Annotated in this window: 21 protein-coding genes and 1 riboswitch; of the genes, 18 read left to right on the forward strand and 3 right to left on the reverse strand. The window is 65.0% G+C overall.

The features are described from left to right. The first annotated feature begins 12 nt into the window (after positions 1-12). The 5 genes from ABIB78_RS00165 (at position 13) to ABIB78_RS00185 (ending at position 8640) form a co-directional block, all read left to right on the forward strand. Entirely contained in the window at positions 13-1872 is a 1860-nt protein-coding gene (locus ABIB78_RS00165) for an ABC transporter ATP-binding protein/permease (protein ID WP_429020138.1), read from the forward strand. A 201-nt stretch (positions 1873-2073) separates the two neighbouring features. After that, positions 2074-3564 (forward strand): amidohydrolase family protein, encoded by a 1491-nt coding sequence (locus ABIB78_RS00170; protein WP_429020140.1) that lies wholly within the window; start codon positions 2074-2076, stop codon positions 3562-3564. A 1-nt stretch (position 3565) separates the two neighbouring features. Continuing rightward, positions 3566-4492 (forward strand): CobW family GTP-binding protein, encoded by a 927-nt coding sequence (locus ABIB78_RS00175; protein ID WP_429020142.1) that lies wholly within the window; start codon positions 3566-3568, stop codon positions 4490-4492. Positions 4493-4590: 98 nt separating this feature from the next. Next, positions 4591-4786, forward strand: a riboswitch (cobalamin riboswitch). Positions 4787-4891: 105 nt separating this feature from the next. Then, positions 4892-7174, forward strand: coding sequence for a TonB-dependent siderophore receptor (locus ABIB78_RS00180; RefSeq protein WP_429020144.1), 2283 nt, complete (start codon positions 4892-4894; stop codon positions 7172-7174). 2 nt (positions 7175-7176) lie between these two features. Continuing rightward, the gene (locus ABIB78_RS00185) at positions 7177-8640 is read left to right on the forward strand and encodes a PepSY domain-containing protein (protein WP_429020146.1); all 1464 of its coding nucleotides are present in this window, start codon (positions 7177-7179) and stop codon (positions 8638-8640) included. A gap of 35 nt (positions 8641-8675) precedes the next feature. On the opposite strand, the gene ABIB78_RS00190 is transcribed toward ABIB78_RS00185, so the two are convergent. Then, on the reverse strand, positions 8676-9149 hold the full coding sequence (locus ABIB78_RS00190; protein WP_429020148.1) for a tetratricopeptide repeat protein: 474 nt from the start codon (positions 9147-9149) through the stop codon (positions 8676-8678). Between the two features lie 76 nt (positions 9150-9225). Further along, a complete protein-coding gene (gene gspD, locus ABIB78_RS00195) occupies positions 9226-11604 on the reverse strand; it encodes a type II secretion system secretin GspD (protein WP_429020150.1) in 2379 nt (792 codons plus the stop codon). Between the two features lie 334 nt (positions 11605-11938). Between gspD and ABIB78_RS00200 the strand changes: the two genes are divergently transcribed. From ABIB78_RS00200 to ABIB78_RS00245, 10 genes are read left to right on the forward strand one after another with little or no spacing between them, the layout of a single operon-like run. After that, positions 11939-13615, forward strand: a complete 1677-nt coding sequence (locus tag ABIB78_RS00200; RefSeq protein ID WP_429020152.1) for a GspE/PulE family protein — start codon at positions 11939-11941, stop codon at positions 13613-13615. Between the two features lie 4 nt (positions 13616-13619). After that, a complete protein-coding gene (locus tag ABIB78_RS00205) occupies positions 13620-14831 on the forward strand; it encodes a type II secretion system F family protein (protein WP_429021478.1) in 1212 nt (403 codons plus the stop codon). 17 nt (positions 14832-14848) lie between these two features. Next, a complete protein-coding gene (gene gspG, locus ABIB78_RS00210) occupies positions 14849-15364 on the forward strand; it encodes a type II secretion system major pseudopilin GspG (RefSeq protein WP_429020154.1) in 516 nt (171 codons plus the stop codon). Between the two features lie 15 nt (positions 15365-15379). After that, a complete protein-coding gene (locus tag ABIB78_RS00215; RefSeq protein ID WP_375787160.1) occupies positions 15380-15844 on the forward strand; it encodes a Tfp pilus assembly protein FimT/FimU in 465 nt (154 codons plus the stop codon). Further along, entirely contained in the window at positions 15828-16229 is a 402-nt protein-coding gene (locus ABIB78_RS00220; protein WP_429020156.1) for a prepilin-type N-terminal cleavage/methylation domain-containing protein, read from the forward strand. The genes ABIB78_RS00215 and ABIB78_RS00220 overlap by 17 nt, the downstream gene beginning before the upstream one ends. Continuing rightward, positions 16226-16933 (forward strand): PulJ/GspJ family protein, encoded by a 708-nt coding sequence (locus ABIB78_RS00225; RefSeq protein ID WP_429020158.1) that lies wholly within the window; start codon positions 16226-16228, stop codon positions 16931-16933. Before ABIB78_RS00220 ends, ABIB78_RS00225 begins: the two co-directional genes overlap by 4 nt. After that, the gene (locus tag ABIB78_RS00230) at positions 16933-17847 is read left to right on the forward strand and encodes a general secretion pathway protein GspK (protein WP_429020160.1); all 915 of its coding nucleotides are present in this window, start codon (positions 16933-16935) and stop codon (positions 17845-17847) included. The genes ABIB78_RS00225 and ABIB78_RS00230 overlap by 1 nt, the downstream gene beginning before the upstream one ends. After that, complete coding sequence (locus tag ABIB78_RS00235; protein ID WP_429020162.1) at positions 17847-18920, forward strand: PilN domain-containing protein; 1074 nt, start codon at positions 17847-17849, stop codon at positions 18918-18920. The genes ABIB78_RS00230 and ABIB78_RS00235 overlap by 1 nt, the downstream gene beginning before the upstream one ends. Continuing rightward, positions 18917-19480 carry a type II secretion system protein GspM gene (gspM, locus tag ABIB78_RS00240; protein WP_429020164.1) on the forward strand — a complete coding sequence of 188 codons (564 nt, stop codon included), beginning with the start codon at positions 18917-18919 and terminating at the stop codon, positions 19478-19480. The genes ABIB78_RS00235 and gspM overlap by 4 nt, the downstream gene beginning before the upstream one ends. Positions 19481-19503: 23 nt before the next feature. Next, entirely contained in the window at positions 19504-20124 is a 621-nt protein-coding gene (locus ABIB78_RS00245; protein WP_429020166.1) for a hypothetical protein, read from the forward strand. A 26-nt stretch (positions 20125-20150) separates the two neighbouring features. Here the strand turns inward: ABIB78_RS00245 and ABIB78_RS00250 are convergent, their stop codons facing one another. Next, on the reverse strand, positions 20151-20627 hold the full coding sequence (locus tag ABIB78_RS00250) for a prepilin peptidase (RefSeq protein WP_429020168.1): 477 nt from the start codon (positions 20625-20627) through the stop codon (positions 20151-20153). A 233-nt stretch (positions 20628-20860) separates the two neighbouring features. On the opposite strand from ABIB78_RS00250, the gene ABIB78_RS00255 reads away from it, so the two are divergent. From ABIB78_RS00255 to ABIB78_RS00265, 3 genes are all read left to right on the forward strand, one after another. After that, positions 20861-21646 carry an EfeM/EfeO family lipoprotein gene (locus tag ABIB78_RS00255; RefSeq protein ID WP_429020169.1) on the forward strand — a complete coding sequence of 262 codons (786 nt, stop codon included), beginning with the start codon at positions 20861-20863 and terminating at the stop codon, positions 21644-21646. Further along, a complete protein-coding gene (locus tag ABIB78_RS00260) occupies positions 21643-23019 on the forward strand; it encodes a cytochrome c peroxidase (protein ID WP_429020171.1) in 1377 nt (458 codons plus the stop codon). Before ABIB78_RS00255 ends, ABIB78_RS00260 begins: the two co-directional genes overlap by 4 nt. Positions 23020-23262: 243 nt before the next feature. Next, on the forward strand, positions 23263-25326 hold the full coding sequence (locus tag ABIB78_RS00265; protein ID WP_429020173.1) for an alkaline phosphatase family protein: 2064 nt from the start codon (positions 23263-23265) through the stop codon (positions 25324-25326). The last annotated feature ends 121 nt before the right edge of the window (positions 25327-25447 follow it).

Below are 25447 nucleotides of genomic sequence, written 5' to 3' on the forward strand. Positions count from 1 at the left end.
CGGTCCAGATTGATGAGCGTAGCTGAACAGCTTGAGACTCCTCGCGGCACCCCCGAGCCGCCTCCGCGCGACGCGTTGCTCGATGAGGAGGCCTTCATCGAGAGCCAGATCACGGAGCCGGCAAAGAGCCGTGCTCGGTTGCGGCCCTTGCTTGCGCTCGCGCCCTATGTCGCGCGCTACAAGGGCCGGGCGATCCTGGCGCTGATCTCGCTGACGATAGCGGCGATCACCACGCTGGTCGTGCCGGTCGCGGTGCGGCGGATGATCGACATGGGCTTCACGCCCGAAGGCATCGCGATGATCAACAGCTATTTCAGCGTGATGATCGCGGTCGTCGCCGTGCTCGCCTGCGCCAGCGCCTCGCGCTACTACCTCGTGATGACGATCGGCGAGCGCATCGTCGCCGATCTCAGGCGTGACGTGTTCGCGCATCTGATTGCGCTGTCGCCCACGTTCTTCGATTCCGCGCGTTCCGGCGAGCTGGTGTCGCGGCTCACCGCCGACACCACGCAGATCAAGTCCGCGGTCGGCGCGTCGGTGTCGATCGCGCTGCGCAACCTGATGCTGTTTTTCGGCGCCGCCGCGATGATGGTGATCACCAGCCCGCGGCTCTCCGGCTTCGTGCTGCTAGCGATTCCGATCATCGTGATTCCGCTGGTCGCGTTCGGCCGCTGGGTGCGGCGGCTGTCGCGCACCGCCCAGGATACGCTGGCCGATGCCAGCGCCTATGCCTCCGAACTGGTCAACGCGATCCGCACCGTGCAGGCCTATACCGGCGAACGGCTGGCCAGGACGCGCTTTGGCCGCGAGGTCGAGCAGGCCTATGACGCCGCGCGCAGCTCGACCAAGGCGCGGGCGATGCTGACACTGATCGTCATCTTCATCGTGTTCGCCAGCGTCGTCGTGATCCTCTGGGTCGGCTCGCACGATGTGCTGGTTGGAACGATCAGCCCCGGCCGGCTCGGCCAGTTCATTCTCTATACGGCCTTCGCTGCGAGCGGCCTCGGCCAGCTCAGCGAGGTCTGGGGCGAGGTCTCGGCTGCATCCGGCGCCGCCGAACGGCTGTTCGAGATCCTGCGCGTCAAGCCGGAGATCGCGGCTCCCACATCGCCCCGCGCACTGCCGCAGCCGGCGCGTGGCGATGTCGGCTTCGACAATGTCAGCTTCGCCTATCCGACCCGGCCCAACGCGCTCGCGATCGACGGCGTGTCGCTGTCGGTACGATCAGGCGAGAAAGTCGCGATCGTCGGCCCCTCCGGCGCCGGCAAGAGCACCCTGTTCCATCTGCTGCTGCGCTTCTACGACCCGAAATCGGGCACCATCTCGCTCGACGGCGTGCCGATCCGGCAGGCCGATCCGGCCGACGTGCGTGCGCGGATCGCGCTGGTCCCGCAGGATTCCGTCGTGTTCGCCGCCTCTGCCCGCGAGAACATCCGCTTCGGCAGGCCGGATGCCGATGACGCCGCGGTCGAGCACGCCGCCGACCTGGCGCATGCCAGCGAATTCCTGCGCCGCCTGCCCGGCGGCTTCGATACCCAGCTCGGCGAGCGCGGCGTGACGCTGTCCGGCGGCCAGCGCCAGCGCATCGCGATCGCCCGCGCGATCCTGCGCGATGCGCCGTTGCTGCTGCTCGACGAGGCGACCTCGGCGCTCGACGCCGAGAGCGAGACGCTGGTGCAGACCGCGCTGGAGGAGTTGATGCGCCATCGCACCACGCTGGTGATCGCGCATCGCCTGGCGACCGTGCTGTCCTGCGACCGCATATTGGTGATGGACCAGGGCAGGATCGTCGAGCAGGGCACCCACGCCGAGCTGGTCGCCGCCAACGGGCTCTATGCGCGGCTGGCGCGGCTGCAGTTCGAAGGGATTTGAGTGGGCATTTCTTGATCGACGCCGTCTTCTCCCGTTGCGCAAAGGACAATCGCGTTACACCACGTTGCAATGATCCCGATCGTGGCGTTGCGATAGATGCGATGCATTTTTGTCTCTTGGCCTCGCATCGGACCGGTCGTAAGCCTTTTATGAAGGCGGCCGGCGGGGACCGCGGTGTCGGACAATGCGGGGAGTGGCGAGATGGGTGGTTTGGTGATCAGCGGCGGCCGGGTGGTGGATCCGGCCAGCGGGATGGACGCGGTCGGTGACGTCGCCGTTGTCGACGGTCGGATCGCCGCGGTCGGGACCGGCCTTGGTGGCGCTGAACGCCAGATCGACGCGACCGGCCTTGTGGTGGCGCCGGGCTTCATCGACCTGCATGCGCACGGCCAGACCATTCCGGCCGATCGCATGCAGGCCTTCGACGGGGTGACGACGACGCTCGACCTCGAGGCCGGCGTTCTGCCGGTTGCTTCCTGGTACAAGCGCCAGGCCGAGAAGGGGCGGGTGCTGAACTATGGCGCCGCGGCCAACTGGGCCTTTGCGCGGATCGGCGCGATGACCGGCTCGAATTCCGAAAGCTCGCTGGAATCGTTTGGCGCGGCGATGCGCGATCGCCGCTGGATTGAGAACGTGGCGACCGAAGGCGAGGTCGGCGGCATCCTTGAGCGTCTTGCCAGCGGACTGAATGAAGGCGGCATCGGCATCGGCATTCTCAACGCCTATGCGCCGGGCGCCGGCGTGCAGGAATTGACCGCGGTGTGCCAGCTCGCGGCTGATCATGCGGTGCCGACCTTCACCCACGTCGCCTACATGTCCCGCATCGATCCCGAGAGCGCGGCGGAGGCCTATATCCGCCTGATCGGCTATGCCGGCGCCACCGGCGCGCACATGCACATCTGCCATTTCAACTCGTCGAGCAAGACGGATATCGAACGCTGTGTTGCGCTGATCGCCAAGGCGCAGGCGCAAGGCTTGCCGATCACGGTGGAAGCCTATCCCTACGGCACCGGCTCGACCGTGCTGGCGGCGACCTTCTTCAGCGATCCGAAATTCGAGGAGCGCAACGGCCTCGGCTATGATTCGGTGCAGCGCGTGACCGACGGGCACCGCTTCGGCAGCCGCGAGGAACTGCTGGCGGCGCAGGCCGAAGAACCCTCGACGCTGGTGCTGTGGCATGTGCTCGATATCGAGAACAACGCGCATCATCGCGATCTGCTCGACATGGCTGTGCTGTATCCGGGCGGCGCGATCGCGTCCGACGCGATGCCGTGGACGCTGTCGGATGGCCGCCCCTACACGGGCGACGCCTGGCCGTTGCCTGATGACGCCACCTCGCATCCGCGTTCGGCAGGCTGCTTCACCCGCTTCATTCGCGAATGGGTGCGCGAGCGCAAGAAAGTGTCGCTGCTCGAGGGCATCCGCAAATGCGCGCTGATCCCGGCGGAGATTCTGTCGGCGAGCACGCCGGCGATGCGGGCCAAGGGCAGGCTGCAGGTGGGCGCCGATGCCGATATCGTGGTGTTCGACTTCGAGACGCTGAGTGACCGCGCGACCTTCTCGGCGATGAACCGTCCGGCGGAAGGCGTGCGGCACCTCGTGGTCAGCGGTCAGCCGCTGATCAATGATGGTGTGCTTGATGTCGCGGCACGTCCCGGCCGGCCGGTGCGCCGGCCCGTTGCCGGAGGCTGACGTGCCGGTCCCGATCCTGCTGGTCGCGGGTTTTCTCGGGGCGGGAAAGACCACGGTCGTGAACCATCTGCTGGCGCATGCGCAGGGCCGGCGCATCGCCGCCGTGGTCAATGACTTCGGTGCGATCAATATCGATGCGGAGCTGATCGCGGGCGCCAGCGATGGCGTGGTCAGCCTGAGCAATGGCTGCATCTGTTGCACGCTGGAGGGCGATCTGCTGCGCACGCTCGCCACGCTGCTGCGGCGTGATCCGCGTCCCGAGTTTATCGTGATCGAGACCAGCGGGATCGCCGATCCCGCCGACATCGTGCGCAACCTGATGGATCCCGTGATCTGGAAGGAGGCGCCGCTGGAGACCGTGCTATGCGTGGTCGACGCGACGCAGCCTGTGGCCATGCTGAACGATGCGCTGCTGCGGTCGCAGCTGCGGGCGGCCGATGTGGTTGCGCTGAGCAAGGTCGATCTGGCCGATGCCGCCGCGTGCGCCGCAGTTCGCGACGCCGTGCGGGCGGTGCGTCCGGCGGCCGCGGTGGTCGATGCGCTGCATGGCGAGGTGCCGGCAGCGTTGCTGTTTCCGGCGGATCTCGATCATTTGCCGACGCCGCGCGAGACCGTGCCGCGACGGCCGGCATCCGAGCGCTTCGAGACACTGAACTGGACCTCGGAGCGGCGGGTGCTGCTGCCGCGCTTGCAGCAGGCGATTGGCCGGCTGGCGCCGAAGCTCGTGCGGGCGAAGGGATTGTTCGAGACGGTGGAGCAGCCCGGCCGGTTGATGGTGTTTCAACTCGCCGGCGGACGCGCGACACTGGCTGCGGGCGGCGTGCCGGCGCCCGGCGTGCCGCGCACGCGAATCGTGTTCATCGGCGAGATGGGTATGCTCTCGCGCGCCGAGATCGATGAGATCATGCAAGGATGTGTCGAAGTCTAATGAAGCGAGCCGCTGGTCTGTTGTGACGCGGCAACCACGCTGATCTCGTAAAGCATGCGTGCGACGATCGCATCGAATTGACAGCCCTGCCTGCGACACCTATCGTTTCTGCCGACGGTTCCCTTCGGGGATCAAAAGGGAATGCGGTGCGAGGGTAATCCCAATGCCGCAGCTGTCCCCGCAACTGTAAACGGCGAGCCTTTCGTCAATTTGCCACTGGGCTGTCAGGCCCGGGAAGGCGTCGACAGGCGATGACCCGTGAGCCAGGAGACCTGCCGTCAGTCGTGGTCACACGCGAGCACATCGGGCGGGGCGTCCTGGTGGGATCGGAGCACTGCCTTTCGGGCAATGCGCCAGTCCGCGTTCGCGGTGACGTGCCACGTTACCGCGAGTCGTTTCATGTCTCCGTCCTCCTCCGTTGCGCGCCGATGGCGCCTCGGTCTCGTTTGCTCCCTGTCATCGCTGCTGCTGCTGCCGGCCGAAGCCGGAGCACAAACACCTCCGCCAACCAGGCTCGATCCAATCGAGGTCTCGCCCTTGGCCTCCGCAAAGCCAAAGCCCGCGGCGCGAAGCAGCAACACGGCCGCCGCGTCGCGGCCACGCGCCCGACCGGCATCGACTGCGGCAACCGGCGGCATACCGCGCGCCGCGGCCTCAGGCACATCGGGGCCGGTAGCGCCGACGCTCAATGCCACCACGCAGGGAGGTACCGGCAGCCGTCTCAATTTGACGCCGCTGCAGACGCCGGCCAGCGTCGAGATCATCACCTCGCAGACCATCGCCGAACGCGGCCAGCATAATGTGCTCGATGCCGTCACCCAGAACGCGGCCGGGTTCATCGCAACGCCGGCGCCCGGCAATGGCGGCCTGTCGTTCAGCACCCGCGGTTTCACCGGCAGCAACTCGGTGATGACGCTGTATGACGGCACGCGCTTCTATATCGGCTCCGGTACCCTGACGTTCCCCTACGACACCTGGTCGACGCAACGCATCGAAGTGCTGCGCGGCCCGGCCTCGGTGCTGTACGGCGAAGGCGCGGTCGGCGGCGTCATCAACGTGATCCCGAAAAAGCCGCTCAACACGTCCTATAACGAGGCCGAGGTCTCGCTCGACAGCAACATGACGCGACGGCTCTCGGTGGACAGCACGGGTCCGATCAATCCCAATGTGTCCTATCGCATCAACGCCACCGGCAACGTGTCGGACGGCTGGGTCGATCGCGACAAGACCTCGAATGCGGTGGTCTCCGCCGCCGTGCGCGTGCAGGCCTCCGACAACCTCGCCTTCACGCTCTCCGAGGATTACGGCGACCGTAGCCCGTCGCGCTATTTCGGCACGCCGCTGATCAACGGCTCGATCCAGGATGCGCTGCGCTTCAATAACTACAACGCATCTGACAGCGCGATCCGCTATCAGGACGGCTGGACCCAGTTCAAGACCGAGTGGGATGTCGCCGACGGCATCAAGGTCAACAACACGATATATTACCTGACCAGCGAACGGCACTGGCGCGACATCGAAAACTACACCTGGAATCCGAAGACCCAGCTGATCGATCGCTCCAGCTATGTCGAGATCTTCCATGACCAGAAGCAGCTCGGCAACCGGATGGATGCGACCTTCAGCGGTCACGTCTTCGGGCTTGCGAACCAGTTCGTTGCCGGGTTCGACGTCAACCGGATCGACTTTACCCACACCAACAACTCGCCCTATGGCGGCGCGTCGTCGGTCAATCCTTACGTGTTCGACCCCGGATCGTTCTTCGCGACGACCACCGCGACCGTGCCGGGCTTCAACGCGATCGTCAATCAATACGCGCTGTTTGCCGAGGATCGGCTGTCGTTGACCGATCAATTGTCGCTCGTCACCGGCGTCAGGTACGATCGTCCCGAAGTCGATCGCACCGATTACAAGACGCCTGCGAACAGCTTTGACGTCTCGCTCTCGGGCACCAGCTGGCGAACCGGGTTGGTCTATGAGCCGATCAAGAACCTCGCGTTCTATGGTCAGTACGCGGTCGGCGTCGATCCGGTCAGCAATCTGATCTCGCTGTCGACCTCGCAGAAGACCTTTCAGCTCGCGACTGGCAAGCAGACCGAAATCGGGGTCAAGCAGTCGTTCTGGGGCGGCCGCGGCGAATGGACACTGGCGGGCTATGAGATCGTCAAGACCGGCCTGACCATTGCCGATCCCGGCAATCCCACCGGCCCGGCGCTGCAGATCGGCCAGCAATCCTCCCGCGGGGTCGAAGGATCGATCGGGCTCGCGCTGAACGACGGCTGGCGCGTCGACGCCAATCTTGCGCTGTTGCGCGCCAGATACGACAACAACAGCCAGGTGGTCGGCGGCAAGATCGTCAGCTACAACGGCAATGTCCCGGTCAACGTGCCGCAGCAGGTCTCGAACGTCTGGCTGACCTGGGACTTCGCGCCGAACTGGTCGGTCTACGGCGGCGTGCAGATGGTCGGGCAGATGTACTCCGACGTTGCCAACACCCAGCTGCGGCCGGGTTACAATGTCGTCAATGGCGGGATCAGGTGGAAACCGGACGACCGCACCACGGTCGCGTTCCGCCTCTACAATTTGTTCGACAAGGTTTACGCGGCGACCTCGAACGGGACGGGGCAGTGGCTGCTCGGCATGCCGCGCACCGTCGAACTGTCCGTCAATGTGAAGTTCTGACCATGCGCAACGCTCTGGTCCGGCGAGCGTGGCGGTGGCTTTATGTCGTCCATCGCTGGATCGGCATTGCGACGTGTCTTCTCTTCGCGATGTGGTTCATCTCCGGCCTCGTCATGATGTATGTGGCCTTTCCGTGCCTCACCGATAGCGAGCGCCTTGCCGCGCTCCCTGTCATGCTCTGGAGCAAGGTTCAGGTCGCACCGGATCGCGCGATGGCGATCGCGGGGATGGAGCACTATCCGCGCGATCTCCGGCTCTCGATGATGGACGATGTTCCGGTCTATCGCGTGGCTGGATGGAAAGGCGGCGCCGTCACCATTTCGGCTGTTGACGGCAGGGTCGTCGACCGGGTCACGCCGGATCAGGCGCTTGCCATCGCTCGCCATCACCCGCATGCCGTGCAGCCGCAATTGCTCGATACGGTGACGCGCGACCAATGGTCGGTCACGGCGAGCTTCGATCCGTTGCGGCCGCTCTATCTGATCGAGCTCGGCGATCCCGACGGCACCGAGCTCTACGTGTCCTCGCGCACCGGCGAGATCGCGCTCGATACCACGCGGCGGGAGCGCGTCTGGAACTGGCTCGGCTCGATCCCGCACTGGATCTATCCGACCGTGTTGCGCAAGGACGGCCCGCTGTGGCGGGACGTGGTATTGTGGATTTCGGGCGTCTGCCTCGTGGTCGCCGTTACCGGCTTCTGGATCGGCATTCTCCGCCTGCGGCTGACGCGCCGTTACGCGAGCGGCGCCGTCTCGCCCTATCGCGGCTGGATGGCCTGGCATCACATCGCCGGTCTCGTCGGCGGAATCTTCGTCTTCACCTGGATGTTCAGCGGCTGGTTGTCGCTCAATCCCGGCGGCGCATTCTCCGGCCGCGGGGTCACTGGCGAGATCGCGGCCGGCTACAGCGGCCACGACACACCCGACATCGTGGTCACATTTCAGTCGCCGCCGTTGATGCCGGCGGTGGAGGCGCGCTTCGTCTGGATCGGCGGACACCGGCTGATGCTGCTCGAGGACGGCGATGGCCGTCGCAGCCTCGCCGATCCCGCGACCGGCGCGCCCGCGCCTCTCTCGCGTGACGAAATCGTCGCGGCCGCCCGACGCGCAATGCCGGGAGCAACGATGATATCAGCGCAACAGCTGGAGGAACCGGACGCCTATTGGTACACACTGCACCATGCGCGCGAGTTGCCTGTGTTGCGGATCGGGTTCGACGATGCCGCCCACACCTGGCTGCACATCTCCCCCGTCAGCGCCGAAATCCTCGACCGCAGCGACGACGGCCGCCGGTCCTATCGCTGGCTGTTCAACGCGCTGCACAGCCTGGATTTCCCGCTGCTGCTGCGCATTTCGCCGGCGCGCGATGTCGTGGTGTGGCTGCTGTCAGCGATCGGCACGATTGTTTCGATCAGCGGGATCGTGATCGGCTGGCGCCGGTTGCGGCGGCGGAAGGTAAGCCCGTGACTGTGGGCCTCGTGCGCACGCCTTCATAGCGGAGATTACTTGACGGTCAGGTGCATGTCCGGTGCCGGCGGGCCGGGGACCCATCCTAATGCAAACCGCTGGCCGGCGACGATCTCATTCTTCGAGAGCTTTGATGCGACCGCGTCGCGGAACCGGAGATAGGCATCGCGCTGCCGCCCGCCGGTGCGCGCTGCCGCCAGATTGAGCCACTTGTAGGCCAGCACGAAGTCCACCGGAACGCCGTGGCCCTTGTCGTACATCAGGCCGAGCATGGCTTGCGCGAACGGGTCTCCCTGCACGGCGCCGCGATAATAGAGATCGGCGGCGGCGTCATAGGCCTGCGGGACGCCGAAGCCATGCTCATACATGAAGCCGAGCAGGCCGAGGGCTCTCGGGTTGCCGCGCTCGGCGGCGGGCGCGAGCTCCCGAGCCGCCCTGACATAGTCGCCGCGATGGAAGGCGGCCGTTCCGCGCGCGACGCTGTCGGCGCTCGCGACAGACGCGGTCATAGTCCAAAGCGCGATCGCAAGCGAGGCGCACAGGCTTGCCCGTTGCGTGAGCGCGCGGCGCATTCTGTTGCCGGGCTCAGTGATAGCTGGTGGTGATCGGCGCATTGGTCGATGTCGTGGCGATGCTGCCGCGCAATTTCGATCGAAGCTCCTCGGCCACAGTTTGTGCGTCGGAACCGTTGCGGATGATCTGCGGGCGGATGAAGATGATCAACTCGGTGCGCTGGGTGGCGTTGCTTTGATGTCCGAAGGCGTCGCCGAGGCCGGGGATCTGGTCGAGCACGGGGAGCGCATTGCGGTTGCCGCTCTGCTGTTCGCTGATCAGGCCCGCCAGCAGCACGGTCTGGCCATTGGCGACCGCGATCTGGCTCTTGACCCGCCGCTCCGACACCGTCGGGGTCAGGCTGTTCGCGCTGTTGGTGGGAACGTTGCTGATCTCCTGCTCGACATCGAGCCGCACCGTGCCGTTCACGCTGACGCGCGGCGAGACCCGCAGGATGATGCCGGTGTTGCGATAGTCGATGGTGTTGACCACCGTGTTGTTCGTGGTCAGCACCGTCGCGCTGCCGGTCGACACCGGGACGACGTCGCCGACCTGCAAGGTCGCGACCTGGTTGTTGATCACGACCAGCGACGGATTGGAGAGCACCTTGACGCTGGTGACGGCGTGCAGCGCATCCAGGATCAGGCTCGGCTGTGTCTCGGACCCGATCAGGAAGTTGAAGCCCGGAAAGGCACGGTTGATGAAGGCATTGGTGACCGAACCGGCGACGGAGACGGCACCGGTGGTCGCGTCCGTGGTGGTCGCGGGCGCCGTGGTGGCCTGAGTGCCGAGGATCGAGCCGGTGTTCGGCTTCAGGCCGAGGTTCCGGCTGGTGAGATAGGTCTGCACGCCATAGGACAGGGTGTTGTTGAGCGTGACCTCGGCGATCGTCGCGTCGATCGCGACCTGGAGCTGCGGCTCGTCGATCTGCAGCAGCGTCGACTCGATGATGCGGTAATTGGCCTGGTCGGCATAGATCAGGAGATTGTTGTTCACGGCGTCGGGCGTGATCCGTACGTCCTGCATGACGGGCTGGCCATTGCCGGAACCAGAGCCGCGCCCGCTATCCAGCGCGGCATTGTTGCCCTGGCCTTGATTGTTGTTGTTCGCTTGGCCTCCGGCGCCAAATCCCTGGCCGAGGCCCTGGCCCGTGGTGCCCGTCCCCGACGCGCCGCGCGATGCGAAGCCGCCCATGCTCGAATTCGAGCCGTTGTTGTTGTTCAGCGACAGACGATCGGCGACGCTTGACGTCGAGGAGGTGCCGGAGCCGGGCGCGAGCTGGCTGTCGGCACTGTCGAGCAGGTTGCCTGACGAGCCGCCAAGGAACATGTCGGTCAGAACTCTCGCGATCTGGCGCGCATCGCCGTATTTGACGCGGTAGACATGGACCGTGGTTCGCGCGGTGTCGTTGCGGTCGAGGCGCTTGATCCAGGTCGCGGCCGTGTGCAGCATGTCCGGTTTCTTGGTGACGACCAATATCGCGTTCAAGCGTGCGATCGGCATGAACTTGATGACGTTCTGGCTGAGGCCGTTCTCGCCGGAATCGACGATCTTCTCCAGCTCGGCAATGACCGGCGCGGGCGAACCGCTCGAGATTGGGAAGATGCCGACGGATTGGCCGCGCATCCAGTCGACGTCGAAGCTGAGCACGGTGTCGACCGCGGTGCGGCGCTCGGCGCCGGTGCCCTGGATCAGGAGCAGATTGCGCGTCGTATCGGCGCGGATCGCGCCCGCCCTGGTGGCGAAGCTGTCGGTCAGCTTCAGCAGGGTCTGGGCCGACACATATTGCAGGGGGACCACCGAGATGCCGAATCCGGGCTCGGGATTGGCGGCCGCGGCATCGACGCGGCCGCCGCCGACGGCATCGCCGAGCGGCGTCAGGCGATAGCCCGCTGTATCCTTGAGCAGCACGACGCCGCTCAGGCGGAGTGCGTTTTCAAGCACGAAGACCATGTCGGATTTCGGCACCGGGCGGACCGACACCAGGCTCACCGTGCCCTGCACCCGCGGGTCGATGGTGTAGCCGACATGCAGGATATCGCCGAGCACGACCTTGGCGACGGTCGCCACCGGCGTGCTCTCGAAATTCAGGTCGAAGCCATTGCCGTTTGACGCCTGCTGCGGCCGCGCGTCCGCGACACCAGTCACTTCGCTTCCGTCATACATCGCCGCGCGGACGCTGCCGCCCTGGCTGCCGCCCGTCGCCGCCAGCGCGTTCGCCGGTTGCGGCTGGCGCGGCAGCAGGTCCAGCGATCGCACCTTGTCGGTGACGTCGACCTGGGACGCGTCCACGCTCTCGCCGACCGTCGCGGAATTGCACGACGCCAACAACCCCAGTGACGTCAAGGCAAAAATGGCCGCGAGGCCGCCGCGGATCGTCGGGCAGCGGCCCACTGTGCCTACGCGTTGCATGAAGGCCCTTCGCTTTGACTAACTGATATTTCGATTGCTTGCGACGATCGGTCCTACCCCGGTAAGACTCTTAGCGATCGAACATGACAGAAATAAATTGGTTACATGATTGACGTTCGCGACCTGCCCGTCGCATCGCACCGAAACTGTGCAGCCGGCGCGCAGCCGTGTCCGCGATGCCACGTCAAGGTTTCTTGAGCGAGGCGAACGATGTGACTTCGCACAGCTGTCACACTTCGGATCGATAACCGCAGAATTGCCGGGAGCCGAACGCGACGGCAGGTAGCGGCACTTGGCACGAGCTGATCCGGGATAGTGTGGCGGGATATCGAGAATGGCCAACGACCTGTCCGTTCGGTTCGTGGACTACCTCCGCCAGAACAATCACCTGGCGCCGGTCGATGGATCGGCGGACCGGACCGGGCAGGGCGCCGACGTCAGGCAGTTGAAGCTGTGGGAGGTCACCAGCCTCTCACCGACTGAATTCGCCGACGAGGCCGCGCGCTTCTTTGCGCTCGGCCGCCTGACGCTTCAGGAAATGACCTCGGCCGAACCGCTTGTCGGGTCGTTTTCGCCGCGTTTCCTGCGCGAGACCATGGTCTATCCGTGCAGGGCGGCCGACGGGGCCTCAATGCTCGCGGTCGTCGATCCGACGGACCAGGCGACGCTGCGGGCGGCGCAGATCGTGCTTGGCGCCGGCATCAATGTGAAAGTGGCTTCGTCGGAAGACGTGGCCATCGCGCTGAACAACAACTCCAGTGCCGAGGAGGCGGTGGCTGCCGATACGGCGGCGGCGCTGCCCCGCGAAGACGACATCGAGAGCCTGCGCGATCTAGCCAGCGGCGCACCGGTGGTGCGCGCGGTCAACGACCTGATCGAGAAGGCGGTCGAGCTGCGTGCCAGCGACATCCATATCGAGCCGTTTTCCGGCGGCCTCATGGTCCGGCTGCGGATCGATGGCCTGCTGCGGCCGGTCGCAGCGCTGTCGGGCGTGCTGCCCCAGGCTGTGGTCTCCCGCATCAAGATCATCGCCAATCTCAATATCGCCGAGCGCCGCTTGCCGCAGGACGGCGCGGCGCGGCTGCGGGCCGGGCGTACCGACATCGATATCCGTGTCGCGATCATGCCGACGCAGCACGGCGAATCCTGTGTCATCCGTATCCTGCCCAAGGACCGTGGCCTGCTGGTCGTTGAAAAGCTGGGGTTCTCGGCGCCCGACGAAGGCAAGCTGCGGCGGCTGCTGAAGCTGCCGCATGGCATGGTCGTGATCACGGGGCCGACCGGCAGCGGCAAGACCACGACGCTGGCAACGATCCTGTCGATCCTCAATGAGCCCAGCCGCAAGATTCTGACGATTGAGGATCCCGTCGAATACGAGATTCCCGGCGTCAACCAGTCCCAGATCAAGCCGGCGATCGGTCTGACCTTCGCCACCGCCCTGCGATCCTTCGTTCGTCAGGACCCTGATGTGATCATGGTCGGTGAAATCCGCGATTCCGAGACCGCGCATGTCGCGGTGCATGCGGCGCTGACCGGGCATCTGGTGCTGACGACGCTGCACACTGAGACCGCGGCTGCCGCGGTGCCGCGCCTGCTCGACCTCGGGGTCGAAGGCTATCTGCTGCGTTCGGTGTTGCGCGGCGTGATCGCGCAGCGTCTGGTCCGGCAATTGTGCGAGCGCTGCAAGACGGCGCGGCCGCTGGCCACGGCCGATTTCACCGAGGATCCCCGGCTCGCCGCGCTCGGATTCCGGGGCGGCGAGATCGTTCAGGAGCCATGCGGCTGCGAGCGTTGCAGCGGGACCGGCTACCGCGGCCGCCTCGGCGTCTTCGAGCTGCTCGAACTGTCGAATGAATTGCGCGAACTGATCGGAGAGCGAACCGACGGGCTGAAGATCGATACGATGGCGATCCGGGCGGGCATGACCACGATGCTCGACGATGGGGTCGCCAAATGCCGCGCCGGATTGACCTCGCCCGCCGAGATCCTCCGCGTTGCGACGATACGGTGACGCCGTGCCGAACTATCGCTATCGCGCTTTGACCCAGGCCGGCGAGATCGTGAACGGCACGATCTCAGCCCCGACTGCGGCCGAGGTGGCGCGGCGGATCGAATATCTCAAGCTTCTGCCGATTGAAACCACCGAGGACAGGCGCGCATCCGGCGTCGCCGGTGGCCGCGGCCTGTTCGGTGGGCCAAGTGCCGCCGAGGTCACCACGTTCACACGGGATCTCGCGCTTCTGCTCAAGGCCGGCGCGCGTCTCGACGATGCGCTGGAGCTGCTGTCCGGCGATACCGATGTCGGCCGGATGCGTCCGGTGGTAGCCAAAATTCGCGCCGCCCTGCTCACCGGCGAGAGCTTTGCCGATGCGGTGGCGGATCATCCGACCTTGTTCCCGCCGATGTACATCGCCCTGGTCCGGGTGGGCGAAATCTCCGGCACGCTCGATTCCGTGCTGGAGATGCTGGGGACGGAGCGCGCACGTTCCGAACAGATGCGGCGCAAACTGACCGACGCCATGCAGTATCCGGCCTTCGTGCTGGTCGCGGCATCGGGCGTGATGCTGTTCTTCCTGCTGTTCGTGCTGCCGCAATTCTCGACGGTGCTCGGCGATTTCGGCGGCAAGTCGGATACGGCGCTCGCCAGCTTCATCGCGGTGTCCGATTTCCTGCGCGCCAATGCCACGGCGGCAAGCCTGATCAGTGCGGCCACGATCGCACTCGCGTGGTGGCTGCTGCGGCAGGCGCGCGTGCGCGCCGCGCTGGTCAACGCGATCTCGCGGGTGCCGGGGATCAGCAGCGCCTTCCAGTTCTATCGCGCCAGCCTGTTCTGCCGCAATCTCGGCGTCCTGCTCGGCAGCGGCGTCAACCTCACCGCCGCATTGCGCATCCTCGTCGACATCATGGCGGTGACCGGAAGCGAGGCGAATTGGACAGCCGCTGCCGACCGCGTCCGCCATGGCGGAAAATTATCGGAAGCACTCGCCGTGGCGGACAGTCTGCCGCCGATGGCGGTCCGCATGCTGCGGCTCGGTGAAGAGACCGGGCAGCTGCCGGTGCTGGCCGGGCGGGTCGCCGAATTCTACGAAGCAAAATTGCAGCGCAGCCTGGACCGCGTCGTCGGCATCGTCGGTCCGCTGGCGATCATCACGATCAGCGCCGTGGTCGGCGGTCTGATCGTGTCAGTCATGACGGCGCTGCTCTCGGTCACGCAGCTAGTCGGTTAGAGCAGGGGTCATCGGTCATGATATCGCGCAACACCATCATCGAGGCATTTTCCACGCGAGCGGGACGCGATCGCGCGCAGTCGCAAAGGTCGAGGCGTGCCGGTCAGGAGGGCTTCACCCTGGTCGAGATGCTGGTGGTGATCGCGATCATCGGCCTCATCATGGGACTGATCGGGCCGCGCGTGCTCAACTATCTCAGCGAGTCCAAGGTCAAGACCGCGCGCATTCAGTTGCAGAGCTTCTCCAGCGCGCTCGACCTGTTCTATCTCGACGCCGGGCGCTTCCCGTCCACGGCGGAGGGGCTTGCCGCGCTGGTCCGGCGCACGCCAGGCGTCGCCGCCTGGAACGGCCCCTATCTGAAAGGCGGCAACGTTCCGAACGATCCCTGGAACCACCCCTATCTCTATCGCTCGCCCGGTGAGCATGGACCTTACGACATCGTCTCCTATGGCTCGGATGGTCAGGAGGGTGGCAGCGGCACCTCGGCCGACATCTCGCTCGAGAAGGCGACAGCCGCCAACAACGACCAATAAGGATGCATGGCAAGCATGAATGACGCGACGCAGCGCGGTTTCACCCTGCTCGAGATGGTGTGCGTGCTTGCCATCATCGCGTTGCTGGCGGCCGTGCTGCTCCCGTTCATTCCGCACCAGACTTCGCGATCGCGCTTACAGGCCTATGCGCTGCAGACCGCGACGCTGCTGAAGGCCGATCGGAACGCCGCCATCGAGCGCAGCACCAGCGTTGCGACGCTGGTCGATGCGGCGAGCCGGGTGATCCATTCCGGGGCGTCGCGCATGACGGTGCGAATCCCCGATGACGTGCGCTTCGACGCCGTGCTGCCGCAGAGCTGTCAGCGCCGCGCCGCACTGTCGACCATCCGCTTCTTCGCCAATGGCGGTTCCTGCGGCGGCTCCATCGCACTGACGCGGCTCGATGCGGGATATGAGGTCCGCGTCAACTGGCTCACCGGAAGGGTTGAAATCGTTGCTCGCGATGTCGCCGCCAACTGACCGCACGGATGCGGGGTTCACCATCATCGAAGTGCTGGTGGCGCTTGCGCTGGTCGCTGTCTCGATCGTTGCGATCGGCGCCGTGATGGGCGTCAAGACGCGCGGTGTGCGGGCCATGGAGCAGCACGTGGCGCTGATGCAGGCGGTGCGCACCTTGATGACGGTTGGCATTCCGCCCCGCGCGGAATTGCAGTCGGGCACGTCGACGGGGCAGGCGGAGGGCTACCGCTGGACCATCGATGTCAGTCCGCTCGGCGGCGACTGGACGGTGCCCGAGGGCAACGTGCCCTGGGCTCCGGAGCTGGTGCGAATTCGCGTCAAGTCTCCAGGCGGTGCGTTGTCCGACATTCGCACCGTGCGCCTGATGCCGAGGTCATCGGAATGACCCCGGCAAGGACAGCACAGCGAACGGGCGAGCGCGGCTTCACGCTGATCGAGACCATCGTCGCGCTGGCGTTGATGGGGCTATTGCTGTCGGCACTCGCCAGCATCACGGCGCAATGGCTGCCGAGCTGGAACAGGGGGCTCGACCGCATCCAGCGCAGCGAGCTGATCGGGATCGCGCTGGAGCGGATCGGCGCCGATCTCGCCGCGGCGGAATTCGTTGCCGCCAACCGCGATACCCACAAGCCACTGTTCGATGGATCGGAACTGTCTGTCACATTCGTGCGCACGTCGGTGGGGCCGAATGCGGGGCCGGGGCTCGACGTGGTGCGCCTTGGCGAAACCAGAGATCGCGGCGAGTTCGTTACGGTTCGTACGCAGACCCGCTTCACGCCGCTGGCCGACGGGGTGTCGCTGTCGGAACAGGTGCATCTCGGTAGCCCCGTCGTGCTGCTGCGCGCGCCCTATCGCCTGTCCTTCGCCTATGCCGGTCCTGACCGGGCCTGGAAGGGCGCGTGGAAGGATGCCAACAAACTGCCGGCGATGATCCGTCTGACCGTGCGTGACGCGGCGAGCCAGCGCGTCCTGTCGGTTTCGACCATCGCGCCGGTCCATGTCCAGATTCCGAGCGACTGCACCAAGCCGGACGGCAATTGCGGCGACAGGCAGAGTTCCGGCGGCGCCACCGATCAGGGGAAGACGTGATGGGCGCGTCCGGCAACATCGGCCGATCGCCGACCAATCGCGGCTTCGTCCTCGTTGCGGTGCTCTGGATCCTACTGGCGCTGTCGTCGCTGGCGATCATCTTTTCGGCTTATCTCGCCGCGTCGGCACGAGCGCTGGCGGCCAGCGACTTATCGTTGCAGACCGAGGCGCTGGTGTCGGCCGGGCTCGAGCTCACCGCCTATCAGCTGACGCTGACCGACGACAAGACGAGGCCGCAGCACGGCGCGTTTCATTTCGGGCTGGACGATGCCAGCGTCGGCGTGTCCTTCACGTCGGAAGCCGGCCGCGTTGATCTGAACTACGCGTCGAAGGAGATGCTGACCGGCCTCTTCGTCGTGCTCGGCGCCCGGAAGGACGCCGCCGCCGAATACGCCGACCGGATCGTCGGCTGGCGAACCCGGCCCGTGCCGGGCAGCGAAAATGTGGAGGCCGCGCGCTACAACGCGCTTGGCTATTCGCCGCGGCAGGGGCTGTTCACCCATGTCAATGAGCTGGCGCTGGTCGCTGGCATCCCCGAAGCCTTTGTCGATCGCGTGTTGCCATTCGTGACCGTGTTCAACGGCAGTCCGGATGTTGATCCGACCATCGCCGCGCCGGAGGTCGCTCTGGCCGTGGATAAAGCATCGGGGAAAGACCAGGACAGCTTCGGCTCGCCTGCTCCCTCGCCGAACGGCATTGCCGCGGGAGCGCCGGCTCCGAACCCGCAAGCTGCGGCATCGACGGCGCAGAGCCCTTGCTACCGGATCGCAATCTCGATCCGGTTCCGCAATGGTCACCGCACGGCGTCTGAAGCGGTGATCGCACTCGGTGACAAGGTCGAGCCCTATCGTGTGTTGTCCTGGCAGAACGATGTCGAGCCGCAAAGTACGGTTCGGCCGCGGAGGAGAGGTTGATGGCAATACTCGCCGAAGCACGGCAATGGTTCGAGCAATGGATCGGTGCGGTTGCGACTGCCGTTGACGGCGTCGCGGGCAGGTTCATGCGCCGGCGCAGTGTCGAACTCGACGAGAATGCCGACGGCACCTTCACAGCCCGCCTCGCCGCGGCAAAAGATGGCTCGCCGTCAGTCCTGGTTTCGTTCCGGCTCGATCACGATGCGCCGCAGCCTCCGCTGTCGGCGGAGTGGAAGACGGCATTCGACGGCAGCCGCATCGAGGTGCGATTGCGATCGGATCACGTTGTCAGCCGCGTGCTCGATTTCCCGAGCCAGGCCGGCGACTTCCTCGATGGCATGATCCGCGCGCAGGTTGACCGGTTGACGCCTTGGACTGCCGCCGATGCCGTGTTCGGCTGGGGTTCGCCGCAGCCGATCGCCAATGACCGTATCGAGGTCGCGTTCAGTGCGACCGCGGCGGCCAAGGTCGATCCGTTGATCCGGATGGCGAGGATGCTCGGCGCCGCCTCCGTTGCGGTCTCGGCGCCGGCGGTCGGCGGCGACGGCACCCCGCAGCAGGTGACGCTGCTCGACCGGTCGCTGCGCGGCCTTGCCGGACCTGCGGTTCCGGGCCTGTTGCGCATCGGCCTGGTCTCGACGGCCGCCGCGGCGGTGGTCTCCCTGCTGCTCAACATCTATCTCGGCGGATGGCTGCAATCGGAACAGGAAGACCTGCAGCATCGGATATCGCAGCGCCGCGCCGCGCTGCGTCTCGATGCCAATGGCGACTCGTCCGGTCTTGGCCTGCTCGCCAAGCGGAAGCAGACGACGCCGTCGAGCGTCATGGTTCTGGAGGCGGTCTCGCGTGTCCTGCCCGATACGACCTATGTGACGGAACTTCGCATCGAGGGCAACAAGGTGCAGGTGGTGGGGCTGACCCAGGATGCGCCATCGCTCATACGCCTGCTGGAGCAGTCACCGCAATTCACCCGCGCGACGTTCTTCGCGCCGACGACCCGCGCGGCGAATGAATCGGCGGAGCGGTTCCACGTCGAGGCCAACATATCAGCTTATTTTGGATCCGGCTCATGAGCGCAGCATCCCGATCGCTGACGGCCGTCAGCACCTCGCCACTGGTCGCGACGGCGAGCTACCTCGGCCTGTTCGTGCTGCTGCTCTTTGTCGTCATCTCGTCGCTCTCTGACATCATTGGCCTGCGCAGCGATGTTGCGGCATCGGCCGGAATGCTGGAACAGCTGGAGGGACGATCGAGGGCGAATACCGTGCCCGGTCAGCCCGCGATGCCGACCGGCTCGGCCTATCTCGAGGGAGCGACCGTCACGGTTGCCGGCGCCACCCTGCTGCAACGCGTGTCGGGCGCGGTGATCAAGGCGGGCGGCAACGTGCTGTCGACGCAGCTCGACGTTCCCAACGCGCCGGCCAAGGCCGGCCTCATCAGCATGGTCGCGGGCTGCGAGATCGAGCAGGCGCAATTGCAGCAGGTGCTCTACGATCTCGAAGCCGGCATGCCGTTCCTGTTCATCGACCAGCTGGTCGTGCAACCCGTCGCCGACGAAGCCGCCAAAGGCGCCGATCCCGGCAAGCTGCGCGTGCTGCTCGGCGTATCCGGACAATGGCGAGGAGCCAAATGATGCGACGCTTCGCAGCGACTATCGTGCTGTTGGCGGTGTCGGCCTATTCCGCGCCGGCTGCCGTGCCGGACCGGTCCGGCGACGCACTGGACGGCGGGCTGCTCGACGACACCCGCCTGGGCGGACCGGTGCTGAGTTCACCGCCGCCGTCCGAACCGGTGACGTCGGTCCGGGTGGCTCCTTCGCCGGCGCCGACGCCGCGGCCGCTTAGCGCAAATCCGTTGTGGGGCATTCCGCTCAAGACGCTGTCCAACACGCGAGACCGCCCCGTGTTCTCGCCGTCGCGGCGACCTCCGCCCGCCGTCGTTGCGGAACCGGAAGTCAGCAAGCCGTTGCCACCGCCGCCGCGCAAGGTGGCGATCGAGCCGCCGCCGCTGTCGCTCGTCGGCACGATCGCGGGAGATGATGAAAGCTTCGGGATCTTTCTCGATCAATCGAACAAGACCGCGTTGCGCCTGAAGATCGGCGACGAGTTCCAGGGATGGAAGCTGCGATCCATCAACGGACGCGAAGTCACGATGCAGAAAGACGAGCAGGCGGCAGTGCTCACATTGCCTCAGCCCGGTGGCGAAGAGAGCGGCGATGCCCGCCTCGTTCCGGTCAGCACCGAGAGGAAGCCGTTGGCCGCGCGGCGCCAGATGTGACTGCGCGTGAGCTAGCTCAACCCGAGTCAGCTCTGCAGGACCGGCGTCAGGAGAAGCCCGAGCGCGAGAAACGGACCGAACGGAATCGAGGTTTGGCGCTTCATCTCGCGTCCTGCGAGTTGCAGGCTGCCGGCAACACCAAGTGCTGCGAGTGCCGCGATCAGCAGCAGGGTCGGAATCCCCAACGCACCGACCCAGATCGTCGCGGCGGCAATAAACTTGACGTCGCCCAGTCCCAACCCGTCGACCTGCCGTAAGGCGAAGTAAAGACGCTGCAATAGCCAGAACAAGATGCCGACGAGGACGGCGATCGCGATCGCACCGAAGGCAGCCGTCGTGCCTTCCGTGATGACGACGTTTGCGAGACCGAGCGCCGCGATCGCGAGGTTCAGCCAATCCGGAATGATGCCGTGGCGGAGATCGATCAGCGCGACGGCGCAGCAGAGCATGCAGAGCGCGCCGTAAGATCCAATGAAATAAAGAGCTTCGCGATCGATCTGCATGATGACGGGACAAGTGTGACGCGTGCGGGCACTGTGTTGCAACAACTCGCGCGCGTTGAACAGTGCATTTTCAATCGTCCGATCGGTTTGCGAGATTGTGATCGTCAACGACGATCGCAAAGCAGAAAAGATGCGACAAAAAGTCTGCGCTGTCACAAATCCGCATAGGATACCGACAATAGTCCGCTCCGCTACGTGCCGCGAGCCCTTCGTGGCAGATGAGTGGGTCGACTATGCACAAGATGCGAGTAGCGGCGTGCCTTGCTTTGCTGGCAACGTCGGCGGGCGTGCGCGCTGCGAACGCGGGCGCTCTCGAGGAAGGCGCCGAGCGCTATCGGCCGTATTTGATCGAGGGCGTTGCCAGCGCGCTGGCAGGCGCGCGTGCGTTGCGCGAGCGCGCCACTGCGGCGGATTTGCCTGGTGCAAAGAAGGCCTGGCTGTCGGCGCGCGCAGGCTGGGAGCGTTCGGAAGTGTTCACCGCAGGCTTCGTGCCTGAACTCGATGCACAGATCGACGCCTGGCCAAACGCGGACAGCGGTTTCCACGCCGTCGAGGCCAAACTGTTCGGAGCTGCTAGCACCAACGTTGCCGCCGATGCGACCGGCCTGGTCGAGCACCTGAATGATCTTCACGGCAAGCTCAAGGACATCAAGCTGACGCCGCAGGGCCTGCTGGACGGTACGGTGCGGCTCGCTTACGAAGTCGGCGAGAGCAAGGCTGATGGCGGAGAGTCGCGCATCAGCGGCACCTCGCTCGACGATATGCGCAACAATATCGCGGGCATCGACTTCGCCTACCACACGATTTTCTCCGCCGCGCTCAACACGGTCGACGGCAAGCTCGACGAGATGGTGACGAACCGGATCGAGCAGCTCGAAGCGATCGTCGCCACGCCTGACCTGCCGCATGTCAATATTGCCGATCTGCGCCAGACCAGTGAGGAACTGGTGGTTGCGTTGCAGAGCGCCTCGGCGAAGCTCGGGCTGCAGCGCCCGACCCTGGAGGCCCAGGCGCGATGAGATCGCTTCACCTGCGTCTGGCTGCGCTGCTCTCCGGTGTCTTCGCCCTTGCTCTGCTCGGGCGTGCGCTGGCGTTTCCGGTCGACGGTGACAAGACGGTGCTGCCCGTTGCGACCGAGCTGAACGAGGATGCGCTCGACAAGCCGCGCGAGGTGTTCCAGTCCGAGCGGACCGGAGCTAAGTCGTATCTGGTGAATCTCGGCGATCTCGCGTTCAATTCGCCTGGGCTGCTCGGTGAAGTGGCACGGCAGGCCGGCGTGAGCTGCGGCACCTGCCACGTCAATGGTGCGAACAACGCCAAATTCTTCATGCCGAAGATGTCGAGCCGGCCCGGCACGTTCGACACCACCGGGGCGCTGTTCAATCCGAAGGCCAACAATCTGGCGTTCGACCCCGTGCGGATTCCGAGCCTGCGCGGCGCCCGCTATCTTGCGCCCTACGGCGCCGACGGCCGGTTCGCCTCGCTGCGCGACTTCGTCCACAACGTCATCACCAGCGAGTTCGCCGGACCCGAGCCGTCGCCGGCAACGCTCGATGCGATCGTGGCTTATATTCACGACATCGACTTCCTGCCCAATCCGAGCCTTGGACCCGCCGGACGGCTGGCCGGCAGGATCAGCGACGCGGAGCGCCGCGGCGAAGCGCTGTTCTCGAAGCCGTTCCAGCACGATCCTGCACTGAGCTGCGCGGGCTGCCATGTTCCATCGTCCGGCTTCGTCGATCACCAGCAGCACGACATCGGTTCGGGTGGTCTGTTCAAGACGCCGACCCTGCGCAATGCCGACTTCAACGCGCCGTACTTTCACGACGGCCGCTTCGACAATTACAACCAGGTTGTCGACTATTTCGACCGGACCTTTCAGCTCGACCTCTCGTCGCAGGACAAGGGTGACCTCGTCGCCTACCTCACGGCCGTCGGTGATGGCGTGCAGCCCTATGAACGCGACGGTGCCGGTGCAACGCTGAAAGAGATCAATGAGTTTTCGACGGTGCTCGCGACCGCGATTCCAGTCGGTGACAAGGACATCGTTGCGCTGGCGGTCGATACGATCGGCCGCGAGCTACGCGAGTTGACCGAGCAATACCCTGATCGCAAGAACACCAGCGTATCGGGCGGCGCGCAGCAGCGCGTGCTTGCGCGCAACGGCCTCAAGGAGCTCGTGCTTACGCTACGGCGAATCGAGATGGCGGTTGTAGCAGGACGCAACACCGATGCTGCGACCGAGTTCAGGAATTATCGCAATCTGATGGCCGCTGCAGTTCCTGCGCTATTGGCCAGCGCCGAGCCGTGGTCGCTGTTCAATCAAGACGTGCATGATCAGCATTATGCTGCGCTTCGCGAGGTGATGCGCTCCAAGCACATTTCGCGCTGATCGAGCTGTTTTGTTTTGCAGTGAATTTGCGATCCGCATCGTTGCCCGGATTGCGCAATCAATTTTCGATCGTCGGTTGAAGAGTCGAATCGCGGAGTTGCTGCCTGCCGCAGCAGATGTCTCCACAGAAAATCTTTGAACGTTTCGAAATTTCTCGCGCGCTTTCACGTAAGCGAAAAGCGTGCGTCATATTGTCGCACTAAGCAGTGTGTGTTGCTAACCGCAAACACCCTGAGGTCGACAATGAGTTTGAATTACAAAAAGCACTGGAAAACCAGCACCGCGCTCTGCATCGCGTCAACGGTGCTCGTCGCAACAGCCGCATATGCCGCTCACTATCCGGGCGGTCACAGTGATTGGGACAAGCGTTCGCATCACAATCACCAGGCGCACGAAGAGGGCGATCGTGCGAACCATGAGAACCACGGCAATCATGGTGACGGCGATCGCGGTGACAAGGTGAAGACCGCTTCGCCGATCAAGCACGTCATCATCCTGATCGGTGAGAACCGCGGCCTTGATCACACCTTCGGTGTGTACAAGCCGAAGGGCAAGGGGCAGACCATCTCCAACCTGCTGTCGAAGGGCATCGTCAACGAGGACGGAACGCCGGGACCGAACTTCGCGCAGGCGCAGCAGTTCTCGGTCGCCGGCCAGACGTCCTATTATATCGGTGCGCCGACGATCTCGAAGTCGCCCTACAACGCGACCAACAAGATGCCGCAGCCGAACACCAACGGCACGCCGACCGCGCAGAGCGACACCGGCGCCCCGTTCAAGACGATCGTCGAAGCCGGCGTCGAGAAGGACATGGACCCGGCCGATCTCGATATCCTCACCACCGGCTTCAGCGGTCTGCCGACCGGTGCGCTCGATACCCGCGTGCCCGGCGCCGGCGGTCTCAACGGACCGTTCCCGCTGCAGGGCGAGCAGATCAGCGACGATGACTACACCGGCGACTCGACGCATCGCTTCTATCAGGACTGGCAGCAGGAAGACTGCAGCGCCGCCAGCGCCACGAAGAAGAACAATTCGGGCTGCCTGAACGACCTGTTCCCGTTCGTGATGGCGACCTATTCGTCGTCCAACAAGAGCATGGCCAACTCGATGGGCTTCTATAATGCCCAGCAAGGGCAGGCTCCGATCCTCAAGATGCTCGCCGACCGCTTCACCCTGAGCGACAACTTCCACCAGTCGTTCCACGGCGGCACCGGTGCGAATCACTTCATGCTCGGCACCGGCGACGCGGCCTTCTGGAGCGACGGCAAGGGCAACCCGGTGACGCCGCCGGCCAACCTGATCGCCAACCCGAACCCGGTCGCGGGCTCGGTCAACCGCTACACTGTCGACGGCAATTGGAGCAACTGTTCGGACGTGTTCCAGGCCGGCGTGAAGCCGATCGTCGCCTACCTCAACAATCTGCCGTACGCGGCCGAGCCGAACTGCAAGCCCAACCACTACTACATGCTCAACAACGTCAATCCGGGCTATCTGCCGAACGGCGCACTGTCGGGCGGCAACAACGTTCCGCCGTCGCCGGTTCGCACGATCGGCGATGCGCTCATGGACAAGAATATCTCCTGGGCGTTCTATGGTGGTGCGTTTAACGACGCCGTGGCGCTTTCGAACGCCGCGGTTGCCGCCAATCCGTCGAACCCGAACCTCAGCGCCGCTGCGGTCGCCGATCCGGCGCACGCGCTCGGTGTTGCCTACTGCCAGATCTGCAATCCGTTCCAGTATGCGACCTCGATCATGGCCAACCCGGCCGTGCGTCAGGCTCACATGAAGGACACTGCCGATCTGATCACGGCGATCCAGGACAACACGCTGCCTGCGGTGTCGTTCGGCAAGCCGGACGGCCTGCTCGACGGTCATCCGCAGAGCTCGAAGGTTGATCTGTTCGAGGCCTATGTCCTGAACGTGCTCAATGCGCTGGACAACAATCCGGAGCTGAAGGCTGAAACCGCTGTCTTCATCACCTGGGACGAAGCCGGCGGCTACTGGGATTCCGGCTACATGCAGTCGATCGACTTCTTCGGCGATGGACCACGCATTCCGACCCTGATCCTTTCGCCCTATTCGACGGGCGGCAAGGTCAACCACAACTACGCCGACCACGTTTCGCTGCTGAAGTTCATCGAACGCAACTGGGCCCTCCAGCCGCTGACGAACCGCAGCCGCGACAACCTGCCGAACCCGACCTACTCGAAGAACAACGAGTATGTCCCGACCAACAGCCCGGCACTGTCTGACCTGTTCGACGCGTTCGACTTCAACAAGCCGGTCACGCTGTCCTACACCGAGTGATCGAGCGTTCGTCGAGCAAGAGATCTTGATCCGAACTAAGACCGGCGCCGATCGAACCGATGGTTCGGTCGGCGCCGTCATGTTTTGCGTGCCTACCCACGTGATCGACCGGAAACATGCG

The organism is Bradyrhizobium sp. I1.14.4, from assembly GCF_050435825.1.
Taxonomy (GTDB): Bacteria; Pseudomonadota; Alphaproteobacteria; order Rhizobiales; family Xanthobacteraceae; genus Bradyrhizobium.

Bases quoted from the DNA above. Each gene is read 5' to 3' on its own strand.
- ABIB78_RS00165 (WP_429020138.1), top strand. From the start codon at position 13: ATGAGCGTAGCTGAACAGCTTGAGACTCCTCGCGGCACCCCCGAGCCG.
- ABIB78_RS00170 (WP_429020140.1), top strand. From the start codon at position 2,074: ATGGGTGGTTTGGTGATCAGCGGCGGCCGGGTGGTGGATCCGGCCAGC.
- ABIB78_RS00180 (WP_429020144.1), top strand. From the start codon at position 4,892: ATGTCTCCGTCCTCCTCCGTTGCGCGCCGATGGCGCCTCGGTCTCGTT.
- ABIB78_RS00185 (WP_429020146.1), top strand. From the start codon at position 7,177: ATGCGCAACGCTCTGGTCCGGCGAGCGTGGCGGTGGCTTTATGTCGTC.
- ABIB78_RS00190 (WP_429020148.1), bottom strand. From the start codon at position 9,149: ATGACCGCGTCTGTCGCGAGCGCCGACAGCGTCGCGCGCGGAACGGCC.
- gspD (WP_429020150.1), bottom strand. From the start codon at position 11,604: ATGCAACGCGTAGGCACAGTGGGCCGCTGCCCGACGATCCGCGGCGGC.
- ABIB78_RS00200 (WP_429020152.1), top strand. From the start codon at position 11,939: ATGGCCAACGACCTGTCCGTTCGGTTCGTGGACTACCTCCGCCAGAAC.
- gspG (WP_429020154.1), top strand. From the start codon at position 14,849: ATGATATCGCGCAACACCATCATCGAGGCATTTTCCACGCGAGCGGGA.
- ABIB78_RS00215 (WP_375787160.1), top strand. From the start codon at position 15,380: ATGAATGACGCGACGCAGCGCGGTTTCACCCTGCTCGAGATGGTGTGC.
- ABIB78_RS00220 (WP_429020156.1), top strand. From the start codon at position 15,828: ATGTCGCCGCCAACTGACCGCACGGATGCGGGGTTCACCATCATCGAA.
- ABIB78_RS00225 (WP_429020158.1), top strand. From the start codon at position 16,226: ATGACCCCGGCAAGGACAGCACAGCGAACGGGCGAGCGCGGCTTCACG.
- ABIB78_RS00230 (WP_429020160.1), top strand. From the start codon at position 16,933: ATGGGCGCGTCCGGCAACATCGGCCGATCGCCGACCAATCGCGGCTTC.
- ABIB78_RS00235 (WP_429020162.1), top strand. From the start codon at position 17,847: ATGGCAATACTCGCCGAAGCACGGCAATGGTTCGAGCAATGGATCGGT.
- gspM (WP_429020164.1), top strand. From the start codon at position 18,917: ATGAGCGCAGCATCCCGATCGCTGACGGCCGTCAGCACCTCGCCACTG.
- ABIB78_RS00250 (WP_429020168.1), bottom strand. From the start codon at position 20,627: ATGCAGATCGATCGCGAAGCTCTTTATTTCATTGGATCTTACGGCGCG.
- ABIB78_RS00255 (WP_429020169.1), top strand. From the start codon at position 20,861: ATGCACAAGATGCGAGTAGCGGCGTGCCTTGCTTTGCTGGCAACGTCG.
- ABIB78_RS00260 (WP_429020171.1), top strand. From the start codon at position 21,643: ATGAGATCGCTTCACCTGCGTCTGGCTGCGCTGCTCTCCGGTGTCTTC.
- ABIB78_RS00265 (WP_429020173.1), top strand. From the start codon at position 23,263: ATGAGTTTGAATTACAAAAAGCACTGGAAAACCAGCACCGCGCTCTGC.